Here is a 16,514-nt window from a genome sequence, read left to right as displayed (position 1 = left end):
AGCTTGATGCATCGCCCTACCATCATTCCTAATTCATAATTTCTAATTCATAATTAAGTAAGCAGTACGCTCTTGAAAGCCTGAATATTCTTGATGGCAGCGCCGGTGCCGCGTACTACGGCGCGGAGCGGGTCCTCGGCAATGTGAATGGGCAGCTTGGTCTTGGCAGCCAAACGCTTGTCGAGGCCGCGGAGCAGGGCGCCACCACCGGTCAGGTGAATGCCGTTTTCGTAGATGTCGGCCGACAGCTCGGGCGGGGAGATTTCTAGCGCCTTCAGCACGGCTTCCTCAATCTTCGCCACCGATTTGTCGAGGGCAATGGCAATTTCCGAGGAAGTCACTTTGATAACCTTCGGAATGCCCGTCATCAGGTCGCGGCCGCGCACCTCGAAGTCGGCGGGCGTGTTTTCCAGCTCGGTGAGGGCAGCGCCTACCTCAATCTTGATGCGCTCAGCCGAACGCTCACCAATCAGCAGGTTGTGCTGGCGGCGCATGTAGTCCAGAATATCCTGGTTGAACACGTCGCCAGCCGTCTTAATCGACTGATCGCACACGATGCCCGACAAGGCAATAACGGCTACCTCGGTGGTACCGCCCCCAATGTCGATAATCATGGAGCCGATGGGCTGCTCCACGTCGATGCCGATGCCGATGGCGGCGGCCATAGGTTCCTGAATCATCCAGACTTCCTTGGCGCCGGCGTGCTCCGCGGAGTCACGTACGGCGCGCTTCTCTACCTCCGTGATGCCCGACGGGATGCAGATTACCATGCGGTGCGAGGGCTGAAACAGGCGCGTGCGGGTGTCAATCATCTTGATCAACCCCTTAATCATTTCCTCGGCAGCGTGGAAGTCGGCAATTACACCGTCTTTCAACGGCCTGATAGTCTTAATGTTATCGTGGGTCTTCTCGTGCATTTGCTGCGCCTGTCGGCCCACGGCTATTACTTTATTGGTCGTGCGGTCTTTTGCAATGATACTCGGCTCATCCACCACGACTTTATCGTTGTGAATGATGAGCGTGTTGGCCGTGCCCAGGTCCATGGCGATGTCGCTGGTCAGAAAATTGAAGAAACCCATTGAGTGACGGCAAGTAGATGAAACCGGGCGTCTTGCACCGGAAAAAGTGGGGCAAAAGTACGCAAGTTTCCGCGAAGCCCTACTATAGACATAGGATTGCCGTGCGGCGCCATGGCCCAATTATTTCAGTTTAATACCAGAATCCTTCTATCCGAAGAATCTGCTACACCGGCGTAGCACCCGCTTTCCAACCCGAAATAATCGCTCTCAGGCATACTGGTCAGCAAACCGACTACCCTAAAAACACCCGAACGGTCCTGCGTCGGCAAGCTCGGCAGGACCGTTCGGGTGTTTAAGGTTATCTATTTGCGTCTCTACACCGTGCGGTCCGTAACGCAAATAGCTTCTAATGTTTGAAGTGACGCACGCCGGTCATCACCATGGCCATACCAAGCTGGTTGCAAGCCGCAATGCTATCCTGGTCTTTGATGGAACCGCCGGGCTGCACCACTGCCCGGATGCCGGCTGCGCCAGCAATTTCCACGCAGTCGGGGAAGGGGAAGAAGGCATCGGAGGCCATCACGGCACCTTTCAGGTCGAAGCCGAAGGCATGGGCTTTTTCGATGGCTTGCTTGAGGGCGTCTACGCGAGACGTCTGCCCTACCCCGGAAGCCAGCAATTGGCCAGCGCGGGCCAGCACAATGGTGTTGCTCTTGGTGTGCTTACACACTTTCAGGGCAAACTCCAGGGCTTCGGTTTCCTCGGGGGTAGGCGCCGAGTCGGTGACGGTTTTGAAGTCGTCGGCGGTTTCGATGGCGCGGTCGAAGTCCTGCTCAATCACACCATTCAGCAAGGTTTTCACCTGCTTTTGCGGGAAATCAACAGGCTTCTGGCGCAGCAGAATGCGGTTTTTCTTGCTTTGCAGTACCGTGAGGGCCGCCGCGTCGAACTCGGGCGCAATCAGCACCTCAAAGAACAGCTTGTTCAACTCCTGGGCCGTGGCTTCGTCTACGGGCTTGTTCACGATAATCACGCCGCCAAACGCCGATATCGGGTCGCAGGCCAGGGCATTGAGGTAGGCCGTGTGCAGGCTATCGGCTTGGGCTACGCCGCAGGCATTGGTATGCTTGAGAATAGCACAGGCAGGCTTACCCTGCTGGAATTCTTGCATGAGTAGCACGGCCGCATCTACATCCACCAAGTTATTGTAGCTGAGCTGCTTCCCGTGAAGCTGATCGAACAGCGCATCCAGGTCGCCGCGGAATGTGCCGGCCTGGTGCGGGTTTTCGCCGTAGCGTAGCGGCGTTTCCTGGGAGCTATTAGCTGATAGCTGTTGGCTATTAGCTTTTTCTTTGAAGTAACCGGAAATGGCCGTGTCATAGTGCGCGGTGGCAGCGAAAGCGGCGGCGGCGTACTGCCGGCGGTCTTCGAGGTCGGTGCCGCCGTTTTTCTCCGTCAGTAGCTGCGTGACGGCCTCATACTGGTCGCGGCTGCTCACCACCAGCACGTCGCGGAAGTTTTTGGCGGCGGCACGCAGCAGCGAAATGCCCCCAATGTCAATCTTCTCAATGATGTCCTGCTCGGGTGCACCCGACGCCACGGTTTCCTCGAAGGGGTAGAGGTCTACCACCACCAGGTCGATGGGCGGAATCTGGTGCTGCTCGGCTTCCCGCAAGTCGCTGGCCTCGTGGCGGCGGTGCAGAATGCCACCGAACACCTTGGGATGCAGTGTTTTCACGCGGCCCCCAAACACCTCTGGGAAGCCCGTCAGGCTCTCCACGGCCGTCACATCGGCGCCCTGCTCCTCGATAAACTGCTGGGTGCCTCCCGTAGAGTAGATGGTCACGCCGTGCTGCTTGAGCAGGGCCACCAGCGGCTCCAGGCGGTCTTTGTAATAAACAGAAACGAGAGCGGAACGAATCGGCTGCGACATGGTAGGGGTTGGTTGCGGACTGTGTGAATGACAGCACGAAGGTAGCCACGGCAAGCGGGCACCCCGGCGCCCTATATGTTACGGAATTGTTAAGCACACAGTAACCCCTTCATAATCAGCAGCAAATTCCATCCGTTTTCATAAAATATACAAGAACGTCATTCCGAGCTTGCTGAGGAATGACGTACTAACGACTTTACTTTTCATGCAAGCACAACACCCCGGATTCAAATACAGTACATGTTCACTACCACGCTATTTCTGTTGCATGTCTGCTCCCCTACCCTTCCCTACCACCGAAGAAATCACACCTGCCGAAGACGCCGCTGCCCGATTGGCCCCGCGCCTAGCGGCCCAAGCACCCGCTTCCGACCAGGAAGGTGGCTTTCCGGAACAGGAGTTTGACTGGCTGCGTGCGGCCGGCTTGCTCACGGCTCCCCTACCCACCCACCTCGGCGGACAGGATTTGGCAGCGGCTTCACAAACCTTACCCTTGCTGCGCACGCTGCGGCACATTGGGCGCGGCAATCTGGCGGTAGGGCGCGTGTACGAAGGCCACGCCAATGCTCTACAACTGGCCCAGCGCTTTGGCCGCACGGAGCAAGTAGCGCGTTGGGCCGAGGACGCAGCGGCCGGGCATTTGTTTGGGGTATGGAATACGCAAGCGCACGACGGCGTGCAGCTGGAACCGCTCCCCGATGGTCGCTACCGCTTGCAGGGTAGCAAAACCTTTGGCTCGGGCGCGGGCCACGTCACGCGCCCGCTGCTCACGGGTGCCCTACCCGATGGTGGCTGGCAGATGCTGGTGCTACCGGCCGATGCGCAAGTGCCGCAGCTGGATAAATCGTTTTGGCAGCCACTCGGGATGCGGGCTTCGGCTAGTTTTCGGGTCGATTTCACGGGACTAGAGGTGGGTGCCGAAGACCTCCTGGGCCAGCCCGGCGACTATTATCGCCAGCCGTGGTTTAGTGGGGGCGCCATCCGGTTTGCGGCCGTGCAGTTGGGCGGGGCTGAGGCTGTATTTGACGAAACCCGCCACTTCCTACAAAAAACTGGTCGCACCGACGACCCCTACCAGCGCCAGCGCCTGGGCGAGCTGGCTATTCTCATCGAAAGCGGCCAGCACTGGCTACGCGCCGCCGCCGAGCACGCCATGCGCCCCCACGCCACGGAAGCCGCCGAAACCACCGTGGCCTACGCCAACATGGTGCGCACGGCCATCGAAGAAATATGCTTGCGGACGCTCCAATTGGCCGAGCGGTGCGTGGGAGCCCGCGGCCTGCTCCGCCCCGAGCCCTTCGAGCGCCTCCACCGCGACCTGACCCATTACCTGCGCCAACCCTCCCCCGATGCCGCTCTAGCCGACGCGGGCCGCTTTGCGCTGGCTTCTACCACCCCTGCTTATTCGTTGTGGCATGGCTGAGTTTTCGTTTGATTCGCTACCCCTCCGCCCGGCTGATTTTGCGCCTACCCTTGGTTCCACTGTGGTGGTAGCGCCCCACCCCGATGATGAGTCGTTGGGATGCGGCGGGTTGCTGGCGCTTTTGCGGCAGGTGGGCGTACCAGTAAATGCTGTTTTGGTGAGCGATGGCACGATGTCGCACCCCCATTCGGTGAAGTTTCCGGCCGCGGCCCGGCAAGCACTGCGCGAGGCAGAGCTACGCGAGGCGCTTGCATTGCTAGGCGTCAGTACGGATGATCTATTGCTGTTGGACCTTCCCGATAGCGCCGTCCCTACCCCCGATCAGCCAGGTTTTGCGGAGGCCGTAGCTACCCTGCGTGCCTACCTTCAGCGTGTGCAGCCTGCTACCGTGCTCGTGCCCTGGCGCCGCGACCCTCATCCCGACCACCGGGCCACCAGCCAACTGGTAGCCGCGGCTTTGGCGGGCCTGCCCATCCGTCGGGTAGAGTACGTGGTGTGGGCCTGGGAGCGCGCCGCACCGGAAGATTTGCCGCAGTCGGGCGAGGCCACCGGCTGGCGCCTGGATATCAGCTCCGTACTGTCTCAGAAACAGGCCGCTATTGCAGCCCACCGCTCCCAACTTGCCCCCGGCGTTATCGACGACGACCCCAGCGGTTTTCTGCTTTCGCAGCAAATGCTTGCTCATTTCGCGCAGCCTTTCGAAGTGTATTTTGACGAATGACGTTTCTCGCGGAGGGAGGCACAGCATAAAGGTTCGCAGTATGCTGACGTATGCGCTATGCCAACCTTTGTGCTGTGCCTCCTTCCGCGAACCCCTGCGAGCAATAAACCAACCTCTACTCCTATGAACCCTAATCAGCCTAATACCCTACCCCCTGCCTACTTCAACGATGTGTATCGGGCCAACGACGACCCGTGGAAGTTCGAAACCAGCCCCTACGAGCGGGAGAAATATGCTACCACGCTGGCCGCCCTACCCCGCCCGCACTATGACCGGGCTTTTGAAATCGGTTGCTCGTTGGGCGTACTCACGGAGCAATTGGCACCGCGGTGTGGGCGTCTGCTGGCTGTGGATGTAGCGGAAGCCCCGCTGCAACGCGCCCGGCAACGGTGCGCGCAGTTGCCTCAGGTGGAGTTTCGGCTGATGCGCGTGCCGGAAGAATTCCCGCAAGAGCAGTTCGATCTGATTATGGTGTCGGAGGTAGGCTATTATTGGTCGCCCGAAGACCTGACCCGCGCCGCCGACCAGCTCCTGGCAGCCCTACCCCCTGGCGGACAATTGCTGCTGGTGCACTGGACTCCACCCGTGCACGACTACCCCCTGACCGGCGACGAAGTGCACGAGTTTTTTTCTGCAAAAAGCCGAGGCCAATGGCCCCTTGCGCCACGTGCATGGCCAGCACCAAGAAACCTACCGCCTGGACTTATTGGAGAAGCGGTAAGGCTACCCTTTACTCATTGCCGCCTCAATCGCCAATGGCGTATGCTGCTTCAGCAACGCCCGCAGTTCAGCAAGAGCAGATGACAGCGCAATCGGCGGCCACCGTTGTGCCCATTGCTGGCGGGTGGCCTGCTCCTGCTGTACGCATTGCCACAATGCACCAAACGTGGTAGCCTCCATAATGGCCTGGCACAGCGTCTTTTTGGTGAGACCAAGCATATCGGCTATCCTCGTGCTGACGGTGTGCAGGGTAGGGCTGAGCACGGCGCCCGAGAAAGACACGTCGTTTTTAAATGATTGCCAGAGTTGCCGCAGCTGCCGACGAGCCTGCCACTGAGTAGCTAGTTGTGGTCCGCTGGCTACCAGAGGTTCCTGCAATTGCTCGCTCAGCGCCGCCCATTCCCGCAATTGCCAGGATAAACCCACTGCCACCCGCCCTTCACGGCGCGCCGAGGTGGTCACGCGCACGGCAGGGCTATGTCGCACGCGCAAATCGTGGTTGCACAGTGCCTGGTACAGGGCTTCATCCTCCAGATAGGGCACCACCGGCAGTCCCCCTACTTGCTCATAAGCCGAAACCGTAAGGGCGAAGCTGGCGCCAAAGTGCTGGTGATGACGCGGCCACGCATCCACCGGATTGGGGTCAATCAGGTGCTCCAGCTGCGCTGCCAGCAAGCGGTAGGCTGCATCACGCAAGTGGTAGCGCCGCACGGGGCAATTTCGCTGCGTAGGTGCCTCGGCCATAATACGTCCGCATACGGCATCAGCACCCGCGGCTATTTCGGCAGCAATGCTGGCCAGCCAGGTAGGCGCAACGCGGGTATCGGCATCGGTGCTGGCAATGATGCCATACGGGCGCCCCGCACTGCGCAGACGTCGGGCTGCTTCATCCATCAGCAGGCGCCGGGCTTTTCCCACATGCGCCTCAGTGGGAGGTAGGGTGCGTTCTACTACGTGCAGCACCAGTTGTGGGTAGGCTTGTGCCAGTTGCCGGGTTACGTGTGCGGTGGCATCCTCGCAGTTATTGGCCAGCACAATTACCTCGTAGCTAGAAGGAGGTAGCGGCTGCCCCTGCGCATCCACTTGCGTAGCCAGCGCAGCTAGGGTAGCAGGCAGGTTTTCGGCTTCATCTTTAGCCGGGATAATAACGGCAAAGCGCAGTTCAGGTCGGGGTGGAACAGTCAGCAGCCCACAGTCGAACAACAGAGGCGAAGCAGCTACCTCAGGGGCAGCATGGAAGCGCGAGGGTAGTACGGGTGTCATCAGCGTACTCTACGCGGATTTCTTATCTGTGGCTACAAACAAAAGCAGCTTTCCCACTAGTGAGAAAGCTGCTTTCAAATTCACAATACCTGAATTGATTAATTAGGCGTTATAAGCCCGTTAGTTAATGTTTCAGTTTGTGGAATTGGCCACACATATATTCTATCAGATGGGGCAATAGCCTTTACAGTCCCTTTTGCTGGAATTGTGGCATTCAGACGCATAATATCGATGTTCCGAATGCCTTCACCCAGAAACTCAATACGGCGCTCCTGCAAAATATTTTCTACTGTAGCTTGTGCATAAGCAGGACTGCTAGAACGAGTACGTATAGCATTGAGCAGAGCCAATGCCTGTGGGTCACTAGCCCCTGCGGTAGTTGTACGCACACGAGCTTCTGCCAAATTTAATAGCACTTCGGCATAACGAATGACGGGTGCATTGTCTGTATAAGGTGAGCCAGTAGGGTATTTCTTACCAAGGTAGGGCAGGTTGTTCGAGGTAGTCACAAAATTAACGCGACGTGCATCTGTAGCAGGCCAAGCAGTAGTGTTACCAACGATACCATCTGGATTAAGGCTAAACTCGCGGTTGAAGTAAAAGCCTAGCTGGTTCTGCGTCCCTGGTGCATTTTGGGCTGTGAAAGGAAAGGACAAAATGCTTTCTGTCGTGGTTTGTGGAGGCGCGAATACAGTAACGATAGAAGGGTTCAGCGCATGATTTACCCCACTGGCTGCCGTAAAAGGTGACGTCGTTGAAACAATTTTATTGGCTTCCGTAATCACATTGCCGTATTGTCCCATCGTCAGGTATACCCGTGTCTTCAGCGCAATAGCTGTATTCCGATGCGCCCGAGTTACGTTCAGGGCAGCGTTACCATACGTAAGAGGTAGATTTTCCTCAGCAAAATTCAGATCTGCTATTATCTGCGCATATACTTCGGCTACTGTGCTACGTGCTAAATCGTTGTTGCCTTGTCCCGTTTCAGCTTGTAAGCGCAAAGGCAAACCAGGCTTACTACCTTCTCCATCAATGTAAGGACGCGCATATAACTGAAGCATAGAATAGTAGCTAAGGGCTCGTAGCAACCGCGCCTCTGCCTGATATTGCACTACTGTTGTGGTTGCGAAATCAGCAGGAAAAGTAGGTGCTATGTACTTAGCAGTGTTTGCTTCTAAGCCTGCTAAAAAAACGTTGATTTGGTTGATAGCTGCGTAAGCGGCATTCCATAAACTAACTACATCATTCGATGATGTTTCTGTTAGGGTATGATTCCATACCTGAAAAGCGGTGACAGAGTTAGTCGTCTGATTGATAAAATCATTTGCCCGAACATCGCCATACACAATGTAGCGTCCACCGTAAAAACCACCCGCTTTTATGTACGCATATAGGTTATTTACCTGCAACGAGATGCGGGTAGGGGTGTTAAATACCACCTCAGATACAAACTGCGTTTGAGGTAGTGGATCCAGTAATTCGTCTTTGCAAGATGTAGCACCCGCTGCCAGAAACAAGGCACCTAATGCTACTGTTGCTGCATTCTTTATAGAATTTTTCATTCGGAAGCTGTATTTAGAAACCAATGTTAAAGCCCACCGTGTAAGTACGAGCTTGCCCTACAGTGTTGCGGTCAACGCCTGCACCAGTGTTGCTGCTTTGTCCGGATCCAGTGTTACTCGAAATTTCTGGATCGATACCGGAATACTTGGTTAACAAGGCAGCGTTTTGCACTTGCACGTAAAGGCGCGCATTAGCAATACCTATCTGGCTAGCGAGCGTAGGGGCGAGCGAGTATCCTAGCGTTACGTTGCGCAAACGAGCGAAGTCCCCCTTCTCCACGTTCTCCGAAATAGCTAGAGCCGATCCATTCGATACGTTATCGTTGAATACTACCCGTGGCCATTTGCCATTGGGAGTTTCTGGGGTCCAACGGTCTAAAATATCTGAATCGTTGTTCCAGAAACGTTGGTCATGCAGGCCTGCTTTTGAGCCGTTATAAATATAGTTTCCGCCTGAGTACTGAATAAAGAAGTTAAAATCGAAGTTCTTGAAGCGGAAACTATTATCAATACCGCCATACCATTTGGGCAATACTGGCCCATAGTATACTCCATCTACTGCTTGGTTTGGTGCTGCCGTTGACTGACCTTCCAAGGTAGTCCAACCCGAACCACCATGCTCGTATTGGGCAATTGTCCCATCAGCTTTTCGAACTATACGACGACCATTAGCAGGATTCACCCCAAGCGAAGGAACCGCAAGAAGTTCACCCACGGAACGACCTACCTCTGTAAAGTTGACTGTTTCCAAGCCAGAAGTTGCCGTTGCTAATCGCTGGCCTTCAGTTGCCAGAGCCAATACACGGTTTTTCTGCGTGGTTATGTTACCACTAATCACCCAGCTAAAATCTCGTTTCTGAAATGCATTGGCCTTTATATTAAATTCAATGCCTGTGTTGCGCATTTGGCCCACGTTGGCAGCAATAGAGTTGCCCGGTATGCCCTTTGATGGAGCTTGCGGCACATTCAGAATTAGGCCATCTACGTTGTTGCGATAATACGAGAAGTCGCCTTGTAACTTGTCTTGTAGCAAGCCGAATGCAAAACCCACATCCGTTTTCTTACTAGTTTCCCAAGTCAACGCTACGTTGCCAGCGTTGCTATACCCTAGGGTAGGATTAGCACCATACAATCCTGATCCGTAAGTAGTTAAAGACACAAAATCACCAATACCCTGGCTATTACCTACTTCACCGTAGCTGCCTGTAAACTTCAGGAAACTAACTGCATTCGATAATCCTGAGTTTTTCCAAAAGTCTTCCTCCGAAATAATGTAGCCTAGGCCACTACCATAGAAGGTTCCCCACTTGTTTGCCCAAGCCGAATAGCCATCACGCCGAACGTTGATGGAAAACAGATACTTTTTAGCAAAGTCGTAGCTTAAACGGCTGAAATACGACACTAAGTAGTTTTCGTTCTGAAAGTTACCTGCTGCCGAAATATTAGTAAAATTACCTTGGTAGGTATCAAAGAAGTCATCTGCTACTTGGCTGCGGCTGGCACCCCACCGTTGAGATTCTGTTCGCTGCTGCTCGCCACCTAAAAGCAATGAAACGTTATGTTCTCCAAAAGAGCGGTCGTATTGTGCTGTGTTCTGCCAGCTCCACCGCTTGTTTGTGCGGTAGTAGTTAGTGGCAGAGCCCCCAATGTTTCGGATAGTACCATCGGCAAGTACTTCTTCAGCATAACCATCACCAGCAATACGTGTCTGGAATGATTTGTCTTCGTATCCTATGTTGTCAATACCATAGGTAGTCCGCACATTAAGACCCGGTATAACTTCCCAGTTAGCGTACACACTACCCTGAATCTGATTGTTTTCCGATGTGAAGTAGTTGTTATCTAAATCTACTACCAGATTATAGTAGGACAAATTCAGAGGACTACCATTGGGGTTAGAAGCAGTGTAGCTTGTAGGATTTATGTTGGCACCTGCACCAAGCCCCCCTCTAAATACATTGTAACTACCATCAGGATTGTATGGCGATACGTTGGGAGGTAGTACCAGTGGCAAACGGCCTAAGCCAGCAGTACCAAATGCAGAACCCTCTATCGAACCAGTACTAGGCGCACTATTGTAATTGTTCGAATAGCCAATCCGAGCACCAACAGAAAACGTCTTGTATACTTTGTGGTCTACGTTTACACGAGCTGACGTCCGCTTAAACTCATTATTCTGTAGCATACCTTTTTGATTGGTATATCCTACAGAAGCGTAGAAAGACGTCTTGTCTGTACCGCCTGAGAAATTCACTGAGTTGGATGTTGAGAAGCCAGTCCGGTATACATTGTCGTACCATCTTGTATCAACCAGATTACCATCCGCATCGGTTGAAGGGCGGAATCCTTCTATGTTTCGACCATTGCCTACGTTCGCATTCAAATTGCGCACGGCTTCGTTCTTGATCATCATATAATCCTCAGCCCTCAGCACATCGTATAAGCGCACTGGCTTTGTCCAGCCAGCCCACGAATCGAGCGATACTTTGCTCTGGCCCTTCTTACCACGTTTAGTCGTCACAAGGATAACGCCACCGGCGGCCCGCGAACCATAGATAGCTGCTGCTGCTGCGTCTTTCAGCACCTCAATACTTTCAATATCATTGGGATTAATATTGCTGAGAGGGTTATTAGGTGCGTTGGTAGCAGAGTTGTCGCCGCTGTAGGTAGGAATCCCATCGATTACATACAAGGGCGATGAGCTAAGCGAAATGGAGTTTACACCCCGAATGCGAACTACAGGTGGGTTGTTCAGTACTCCGTTAGGAGTAGTGATGTTCACGCCGGGCGCCTTGCCCTGCATGGCCTGCTCGAAGCTTTGCACGGGGCGTTGTGCTACATCTGCACCAGATATAGTAGCTACTGAACCCGTCAGTTCCCGCCGGGTTTGAGTGCCGTATCCAACTACTACTACCTCGTCAAGACCGGTAGTATTTGCGGCAAGTGTTACGTTAATGGCAGACTGACCGCTAACAGCAACTTCTTTGCTATCATAGCCAATAAAGGAATACACTAGTGTATTCGCATTAGCAGGTATAGATAGCGAGTAACTACCTTCCGCATCAGTAGAAGTGCCTTGACCACCCCCTTTTACAACGACGGTCACGCCCGGCAATGCCGAACCATCCGAGCCTACTACTTTACCAGTAATAGTTCGCACCTGCGCCCACAAATCGTGACTTGCTAATACGAATACTGTAAGTAGTAACAAGAGTAATGCTTTCCTCATGTGTACTTGTGTTGTTGGTTGATATTATTTCAATGAATTCATCTAATAAAGGTCATAATCATAACAACACAATAGATTAACGATAATTTTTTCATTTAAACGAACAAATTTCATGAATACAATCATCAATCTATACAATTTGAATTCTTTCCATAATTCACAAAAAGCCCCTTTAAACTATAATTAGTCGGGTTTCTCACTTTTGCTCAGATCCATAGCGCACAATTAATTTATTGCATATGTGTTCATTAAATACGAAATTATTCGTATTTAATGAACACAAAAAACCGTGCTATCTGCACTCAGCAGATAGCACGGTTTTAACTATATGCGAATTTTCAAATCCGCTAAAATGCTTCCCCTACTGCGAAGATGATACCGGAGTTGCCACCCGAACCTACTCCATAGTCTAAACGGATATTAAGCCGGTCGCGGCGATTGAAGCGGAAACGGGCTCCTACCCCACCAGCTAGCTTCGTGCCATCGAAGGTGTAATCGTTCAGGTCATACCCTACTTGGCCTGCTGCAATGAATGCCGCTATATCAAAGCGCCAGATGAGCTTCTGCCGGATTTCGGCCTGCACAGTAGTAAATTGACGGTCGCGGAAGCGGGCTTCGTAAATACCTCGCATTAGGTAGGCATTGTTATAAATAGCACCACCCAAAGTGCCCCCCATACCTCCTAACTCCCGGAAAGGAACATCACCGGAATGATACTGTCCCATGAATTGCAGGGCTAGAATAGTATTATTGGAGCCAAACAAGGGGTTAAAGTGACGAGCATCAATTTGGTAACGGGTGAACCGGTAGTCGCTACCCAGTGCTCCACCGTTAAACAGGATATGCGCGTCCACAAAGTTACCGCGGTACGTAGCCAGCACATTGTCGCGGCCATCGTAGAGTAGTGACGGCCCTACCCCAGAACTGATTGTGCCTTTGCGCTGCTCTCCCAAGCCACGAAAGTTGGCCAACTCATTATATACAACAGGCTGATTAGTAGTCGAATTGTACCGATCAGAATTCTGTAACTTCACATCACCCAAGTTGGTTAAGCGGTAACGCACACCCACAAACAGGTTTGGAGCCGCCCGAACCAAGGCCTTCTCATCGAATACGAATAGCGGGTACTGGATTTGGACCTTATCACTTTTGCGCGTGTTGTTGCCTACACCGAAATAATCGAATTGCAGATCATAGTAGCTCAACTCGCCCGAGAAATAGAATTTCTCACCGGGCGTGAAGATGGTGTGCGTCAGCTGAATAGTGGTCTGTTTCTTCTGACTAAACCACGCCAGCAAACGAGCATTAGACTTGCGCACGGTAGTATCAGTACCAAACCGCCATACAGGCAAAATAGCTGCGCCCACGGCAAACCCGGTTTCTTGCTGGTAGAAAGCAACAGGCACCGGAATAAAACTCGGCTTATCGCTGGGGCTGAAATCTAGCTTACGGGCGGAAACACGGCGCGGCGTCAGCAAAGACGTAGCAGGCTGGCGGTCGGCCAGCAGGCCCAGCGTAGGTGCCGGCGCTTCCGTAGGCTCCGCCGCTGATACCAACAAGGTAGGGGAAGCAGGAGGTGGAGCCACCACCGAGTAGGACGCCGTAGATTGAGCGGCCGCAGACAAAGCCAGTCCGGATAAGACTAGCGGCAGGTAGAAAAAGCGCATAAAAATGCCAGACAGAAAAAGGTGGAAGCCAGGAAGTCAGGCAACCCGAAGAGGTGGTGCCATGCAACGCATCTGACTAGGATTTCTGCACTAACGCAACAGTGCCTGCTACGGTTTTAGGCAATGGCAGATAAAGGAATGGACAGTACGCCGGCCAGCATAATCCATTTGCACCAAGCGCTGAGCTGCGCAAAATGCCGCCGACGGTCGGCGCGCCGCAATTGATAGCCCAGCGCTAGCATAGGGAGCAGGCAAAGCGCTATCAGCCAAGCGCCTAGCCATAGGTAGCCAGTCTGTAATGATTCGGATATAGCGCCGCTTGTTAAGAGCAACAGGCAAACCAGGAAGGCACCAGCTACCCATTTCGCCCGGCTCACGCCCCATAGGATAGGAAGCGTACGACAATCGTGCTGCGCGTCGCCGCGCATGTCTTCCACGTCTTTCACAATTTCGCGCACCATCGTGAGTAAGAAGGCTGCTAATGCATAGCCCCACGGCCCGGCCTGCCCCGTGCGGGCCTGCAATTCGGGTAGGAGCACTAGCGCAGCCGTGAGGGTAGCAATGCTAGCATTACCGGCCAGCGCCACGCGTTTGAAGCGCACCGAGTAGCCCCACAGCAGCAGTGCCGACCCCACATGCACCAACCCCAGCAGCGGCGAAAGCACACCAGCCACCACAATGCCAATACCCGATAGAATGAGATGGGCCATCATGGCATGGCGCCGGTTGATGAGGCGGCCAATAACAAGCCGGCCGGGCCGGTTCACGGCATCAATCTTCACATCGTAATAGTCGTTGATGATGTAGCCGGCAGCCGCTACGCACAGCGTGGCCAGCATCAACAGCAAAAATGGTGAGGCTAGCACTACTCGCCAGGAAGCAGCAGACAGTAACGTTGCCCGCACCAGCAGCAGGCACAGCCCCATCAGCAGCAGGTTGGGCAGCCGTATCAGGCGGGCCAGTTGCTGACTCCTTTCAACCCACGATAATTTTCCGGTAGGCATAGCTGGTTTTATAGAAGATACGCTGTACGTCATTGCAACACAACACCTATTATACAGTCAATCTATTGATAATCAGATTATTAATCTGTCAAGTAAGAGCCATCGTTCGTCCTATCACCCGCATGGCGTTATCCGCCTGTTTCTCCAGCTTGTGTGCATGCAACACACGAACTTCACAACGTACTATATTCCCTATTTACCCACTCGTTTCTTTATCACCCCTCCCTACCCTTAAGCATCTAAAAAGAAAGCCTCTCCAACTAAGGAGAGGCTTTCTATACTAATAGTAAGAGGCCAGTGGATCGGGTGACCCTACACTTTCTTTACGTTCACGGCGTTAACGCCCTTACGGCCTTCCTGGGTATCAAATTCCACGCGGTCGTTTTGCTGAATCTGGCCCCCGTTAAGGCCGGTAATGTGGACGAAGAAATCTTCCTTCGTGCCGTCTTCCGTAATGAAGCCGTAGCCCTTCGACTCATTAAAGAATTTTACGGTTCCTGTTTTCATGAAAAAAAGCAAATGGGGTGAATGGATGAGCGGGTAAAGTTAGAGGGATTTCGCAAAAACGCAACCCCTCTACCGCTGGCTTTATAAAAAGATAGCACTTTTACGATAAAGCCTCACAATCACCTCTTTCGCGCTTACCAGGTACCCTGGCTTTTCATGGTTGCCTCTAGTAGCTCCCGCACGGCCCCACGCCCACCGGCTCGTTGGGCCACGTAGTTGCTGATGGCAAGTACGTCGGGGGTAGCGTCGGCGGGGCAGGCGGCTACGGCACAGCGGCGCATGGTTTCCATGTCGGGCACGTCGTCGCCCATGTAGGCAATGTGCGCGGGGTCGATGCGGTGCACGTTGATGTAGGAGTTGAAGATCTTCATCTTGTCATCTACCCCTAGGTAGATGTCGTACACATCCAGCGACTCCAGCCGCCGCCGTACGCCTTCTTCTTCGCGTCCCGAAATAACCACCACGCGGTAGCCCTTGCGCAGCGCATGCCGGATAGCATACCCATCGTGAATGTGAAAGGCGCGGGCCTGCTCACCCGAGTTCAGGGCCAGCATGGTTCCATCAGTCATCACCCCATCCACATCCAGCACAAACATTCGAATGGCGGTCAGATCGGGCGTATTCGTTGCTTCCATAAGGTGAAATTGTGAGGTTGTGAAGTTGTGAAGGGAAAGTTTACCATTCTGGCCGCACCACTTGCGTAGGCTTCGCCACTAGCATCAGCAGAATAGCTGCTTCACCCTTCACAACTTCACAACTTCACTATTGATTATCACGCCACTCGTAGACCCACTTGGCCTGAATTTGCTCCAGGTGGCCTTCGTTGGCCTGCTCCCGGGTGCCCTCGAAGTTGGGTAGGGATAGTACCCAGTCGATGAGCTCGGTGAAGCGGATACGGTAGATTTTAGCCTCTGTGAAATCGTCGCCAAATTTCTCGTAGAGGGCCATGGCCACGTCTTCGTGGTCGCTCCACTTGATGGGTGGCTCGAAGTGATTCATAGGTGAAGTGTTGAGTGGTAAGGGTTGAGTATTAGGTGTTGAGCGCACTGAGTGCTGGCTACGCCAACTCAGTACCCTCAACACCTAATACTTCCAATCAGTGTCCCAGGAAGTTCTGGGGCGGAACCAGGATTTGCAGCTCGTCGGTGTCAGCTTGCACCACGCACTGGCAGGCCAGGCGCGAGTTGATACGGGGGTTGATGGCGCGGTCGATGAAATCCTCTTCCTTGTCCGAAATTTCGGGCAGAGAGTCTTCGCCGCGCTGCACGTACACATGGCACGTGCTGCACCCACACACGCCGCCGCAGTTGTGCTGCAACTGCACGCCGTTGTTGAGCGCCACGTCCAGTACCGACTCGCCCTCAGCGGCTACATGGGTCTGGTCGGGCTGCCCGTCCTGAAACTTGAAATGTATATTGACGACTTTCACGGGAAGTAGCTACGTAATTAGCAAAGAGGGGCAAAGG

Annotated in this window: 14 protein-coding genes; 3 read left to right on the top strand and 11 right to left on the bottom strand. The window is 53.7% G+C overall.

Annotated features, from left to right (window positions below; all coding sequences use genetic code 11):
* Positions 1 to 53 precede the first annotated feature (53 nt).
* Positions 54 to 1,079 (bottom strand): rod shape-determining protein, encoded by a 1,026-nt coding sequence (locus F1C16_RS00350; RefSeq protein WP_185282419.1) that lies wholly within the window; start codon positions 1,077 to 1,079, stop codon positions 54 to 56.
* Positions 1,080 to 1,425: 346 nt separating this feature from the next.
* Complete coding sequence (purH, locus tag F1C16_RS00345; protein WP_185282418.1) at positions 1,426 to 2,952, bottom strand: bifunctional phosphoribosylaminoimidazolecarboxamide formyltransferase/IMP cyclohydrolase; 1,527 nt, start codon at positions 2,950 to 2,952, stop codon at positions 1,426 to 1,428.
* 268 nt (positions 2,953 to 3,220) lie between these two features.
* On the opposite strand from purH, the gene F1C16_RS00340 reads away from it, so the two are divergent.
* The 3 genes from F1C16_RS00340 to F1C16_RS00330 all read left to right on the top strand — a co-directional run bounded on the left by F1C16_RS00340 (position 3,221) and on the right by F1C16_RS00330 (position 5,900).
* Entirely contained in the window at positions 3,221 to 4,375 is a 1,155-nt protein-coding gene (locus F1C16_RS00340; RefSeq protein ID WP_185282417.1) for an acyl-CoA dehydrogenase family protein, read from the top strand.
* On the top strand, positions 4,368 to 5,096 hold the full coding sequence (locus F1C16_RS00335; protein WP_185282416.1) for a PIG-L deacetylase family protein: 729 nt from the start codon (positions 4,368 to 4,370) through the stop codon (positions 5,094 to 5,096). The genes F1C16_RS00340 and F1C16_RS00335 overlap by 8 nt, the downstream gene beginning before the upstream one ends.
* Positions 5,097 to 5,219: 123 nt before the next feature.
* Positions 5,220 to 5,900, top strand: a complete 681-nt coding sequence (locus tag F1C16_RS00330; protein WP_308461644.1) for an SAM-dependent methyltransferase — start codon at positions 5,220 to 5,222, stop codon at positions 5,898 to 5,900.
* On the opposite strand, the gene F1C16_RS00325 is transcribed toward F1C16_RS00330, so the two are convergent.
* The 9 genes from F1C16_RS00325 to F1C16_RS00285 all read right to left on the bottom strand — a co-directional run bounded on the left by F1C16_RS00325 (position 5,820) and on the right by F1C16_RS00285 (position 16,477).
* The gene (locus tag F1C16_RS00325; protein WP_185282415.1) at positions 5,820 to 7,079 is read right to left on the bottom strand and encodes a glycosyltransferase family 2 protein; all 1,260 of its coding nucleotides are present in this window, start codon (positions 7,077 to 7,079) and stop codon (positions 5,820 to 5,822) included. The two genes, F1C16_RS00330 and F1C16_RS00325, sit on opposite strands and share 81 nt — an antisense overlap.
* A gap of 98 nt (positions 7,080 to 7,177) precedes the next feature.
* Entirely contained in the window at positions 7,178 to 8,641 is a 1,464-nt protein-coding gene (locus F1C16_RS00320) for a RagB/SusD family nutrient uptake outer membrane protein (protein WP_185282414.1), read from the bottom strand.
* A gap of 13 nt (positions 8,642 to 8,654) precedes the next feature.
* On the bottom strand, positions 8,655 to 11,870 hold the full coding sequence (locus tag F1C16_RS00315) for a TonB-dependent receptor (RefSeq protein WP_185282413.1): 3,216 nt from the start codon (positions 11,868 to 11,870) through the stop codon (positions 8,655 to 8,657).
* A gap of 347 nt (positions 11,871 to 12,217) precedes the next feature.
* Positions 12,218 to 13,537, bottom strand: coding sequence for a BamA/TamA family outer membrane protein (locus tag F1C16_RS00310; RefSeq protein ID WP_185282412.1), 1,320 nt, complete (start codon positions 13,535 to 13,537; stop codon positions 12,218 to 12,220).
* A gap of 116 nt (positions 13,538 to 13,653) precedes the next feature.
* Positions 13,654 to 14,541, bottom strand: coding sequence for a geranylgeranylglycerol-phosphate geranylgeranyltransferase (locus F1C16_RS00305; RefSeq protein WP_185282411.1), 888 nt, complete (start codon positions 14,539 to 14,541; stop codon positions 13,654 to 13,656).
* Positions 14,542 to 14,853: 312 nt separating this feature from the next.
* Positions 14,854 to 15,048, bottom strand: coding sequence for a cold-shock protein (locus F1C16_RS00300; protein ID WP_185282410.1), 195 nt, complete (start codon positions 15,046 to 15,048; stop codon positions 14,854 to 14,856).
* 134 nt (positions 15,049 to 15,182) lie between these two features.
* Positions 15,183 to 15,683: an HAD family hydrolase gene (locus F1C16_RS00295; protein ID WP_185282409.1), complete on the bottom strand. Its 501-nt coding sequence runs from the start codon at positions 15,681 to 15,683 to the stop codon at positions 15,183 to 15,185.
* Positions 15,684 to 15,810: 127 nt separating this feature from the next.
* Positions 15,811 to 16,047 (bottom strand): Fe-S cluster assembly protein IscX, encoded by a 237-nt coding sequence (gene iscX, locus F1C16_RS00290; RefSeq protein WP_185282408.1) that lies wholly within the window; start codon positions 16,045 to 16,047, stop codon positions 15,811 to 15,813.
* A gap of 97 nt (positions 16,048 to 16,144) precedes the next feature.
* On the bottom strand, positions 16,145 to 16,477 hold the full coding sequence (locus F1C16_RS00285; protein ID WP_185282407.1) for a 2Fe-2S iron-sulfur cluster-binding protein: 333 nt from the start codon (positions 16,475 to 16,477) through the stop codon (positions 16,145 to 16,147).
* Between the last annotated feature and the right edge of the window lie 37 nt (positions 16,478 to 16,514).

The organism is Hymenobacter sp. NBH84 (genome assembly GCF_014217645.1).
GTDB lineage: Bacteria > Bacteroidota > Bacteroidia > Cytophagales > Hymenobacteraceae > Hymenobacter > Hymenobacter profundi.
The sequence above is the reverse complement of the archived record's forward strand: the minus strand, read 5'-3'. Positions and strand labels throughout refer to the sequence as shown.

Excerpts from the sequence above, each read along its gene's own strand:
- F1C16_RS00325 (WP_185282415.1), bottom strand. The coding sequence starts at position 7,079 with ATGACACCCGTACTACCCTCGCGCTTCCATGCTGCCCCTGAGGTAGCT.
- F1C16_RS00350 (WP_185282419.1), bottom strand. The coding sequence starts at position 1,079 with ATGGGTTTCTTCAATTTTCTGACCAGCGACATCGCCATGGACCTGGGC.
- iscX (WP_185282408.1), bottom strand. The coding sequence starts at position 16,047 with ATGAATCACTTCGAGCCACCCATCAAGTGGAGCGACCACGAAGACGTG.
- F1C16_RS00300 (WP_185282410.1), bottom strand. The coding sequence starts at position 15,048 with ATGAAAACAGGAACCGTAAAATTCTTTAATGAGTCGAAGGGCTACGGC.
- F1C16_RS00340 (WP_185282417.1), top strand. The coding sequence starts at position 3,221 with ATGTCTGCTCCCCTACCCTTCCCTACCACCGAAGAAATCACACCTGCC.
- F1C16_RS00305 (WP_185282411.1), bottom strand. The coding sequence starts at position 14,541 with ATGCCTACCGGAAAATTATCGTGGGTTGAAAGGAGTCAGCAACTGGCC.
- F1C16_RS00295 (WP_185282409.1), bottom strand. The coding sequence starts at position 15,683 with ATGGAAGCAACGAATACGCCCGATCTGACCGCCATTCGAATGTTTGTG.
- F1C16_RS00320 (WP_185282414.1), bottom strand. The coding sequence starts at position 8,641 with ATGAAAAATTCTATAAAGAATGCAGCAACAGTAGCATTAGGTGCCTTG.
- F1C16_RS00310 (WP_185282412.1), bottom strand. The coding sequence starts at position 13,537 with ATGCGCTTTTTCTACCTGCCGCTAGTCTTATCCGGACTGGCTTTGTCT.
- F1C16_RS00335 (WP_185282416.1), top strand. The coding sequence starts at position 4,368 with ATGGCTGAGTTTTCGTTTGATTCGCTACCCCTCCGCCCGGCTGATTTT.
- F1C16_RS00315 (WP_185282413.1), bottom strand. The coding sequence starts at position 11,870 with ATGAGGAAAGCATTACTCTTGTTACTACTTACAGTATTCGTATTAGCA.
- F1C16_RS00330 (WP_308461644.1), top strand. The coding sequence starts at position 5,220 with ATGAACCCTAATCAGCCTAATACCCTACCCCCTGCCTACTTCAACGAT.
- purH (WP_185282418.1), bottom strand. The coding sequence starts at position 2,952 with ATGTCGCAGCCGATTCGTTCCGCTCTCGTTTCTGTTTATTACAAAGAC.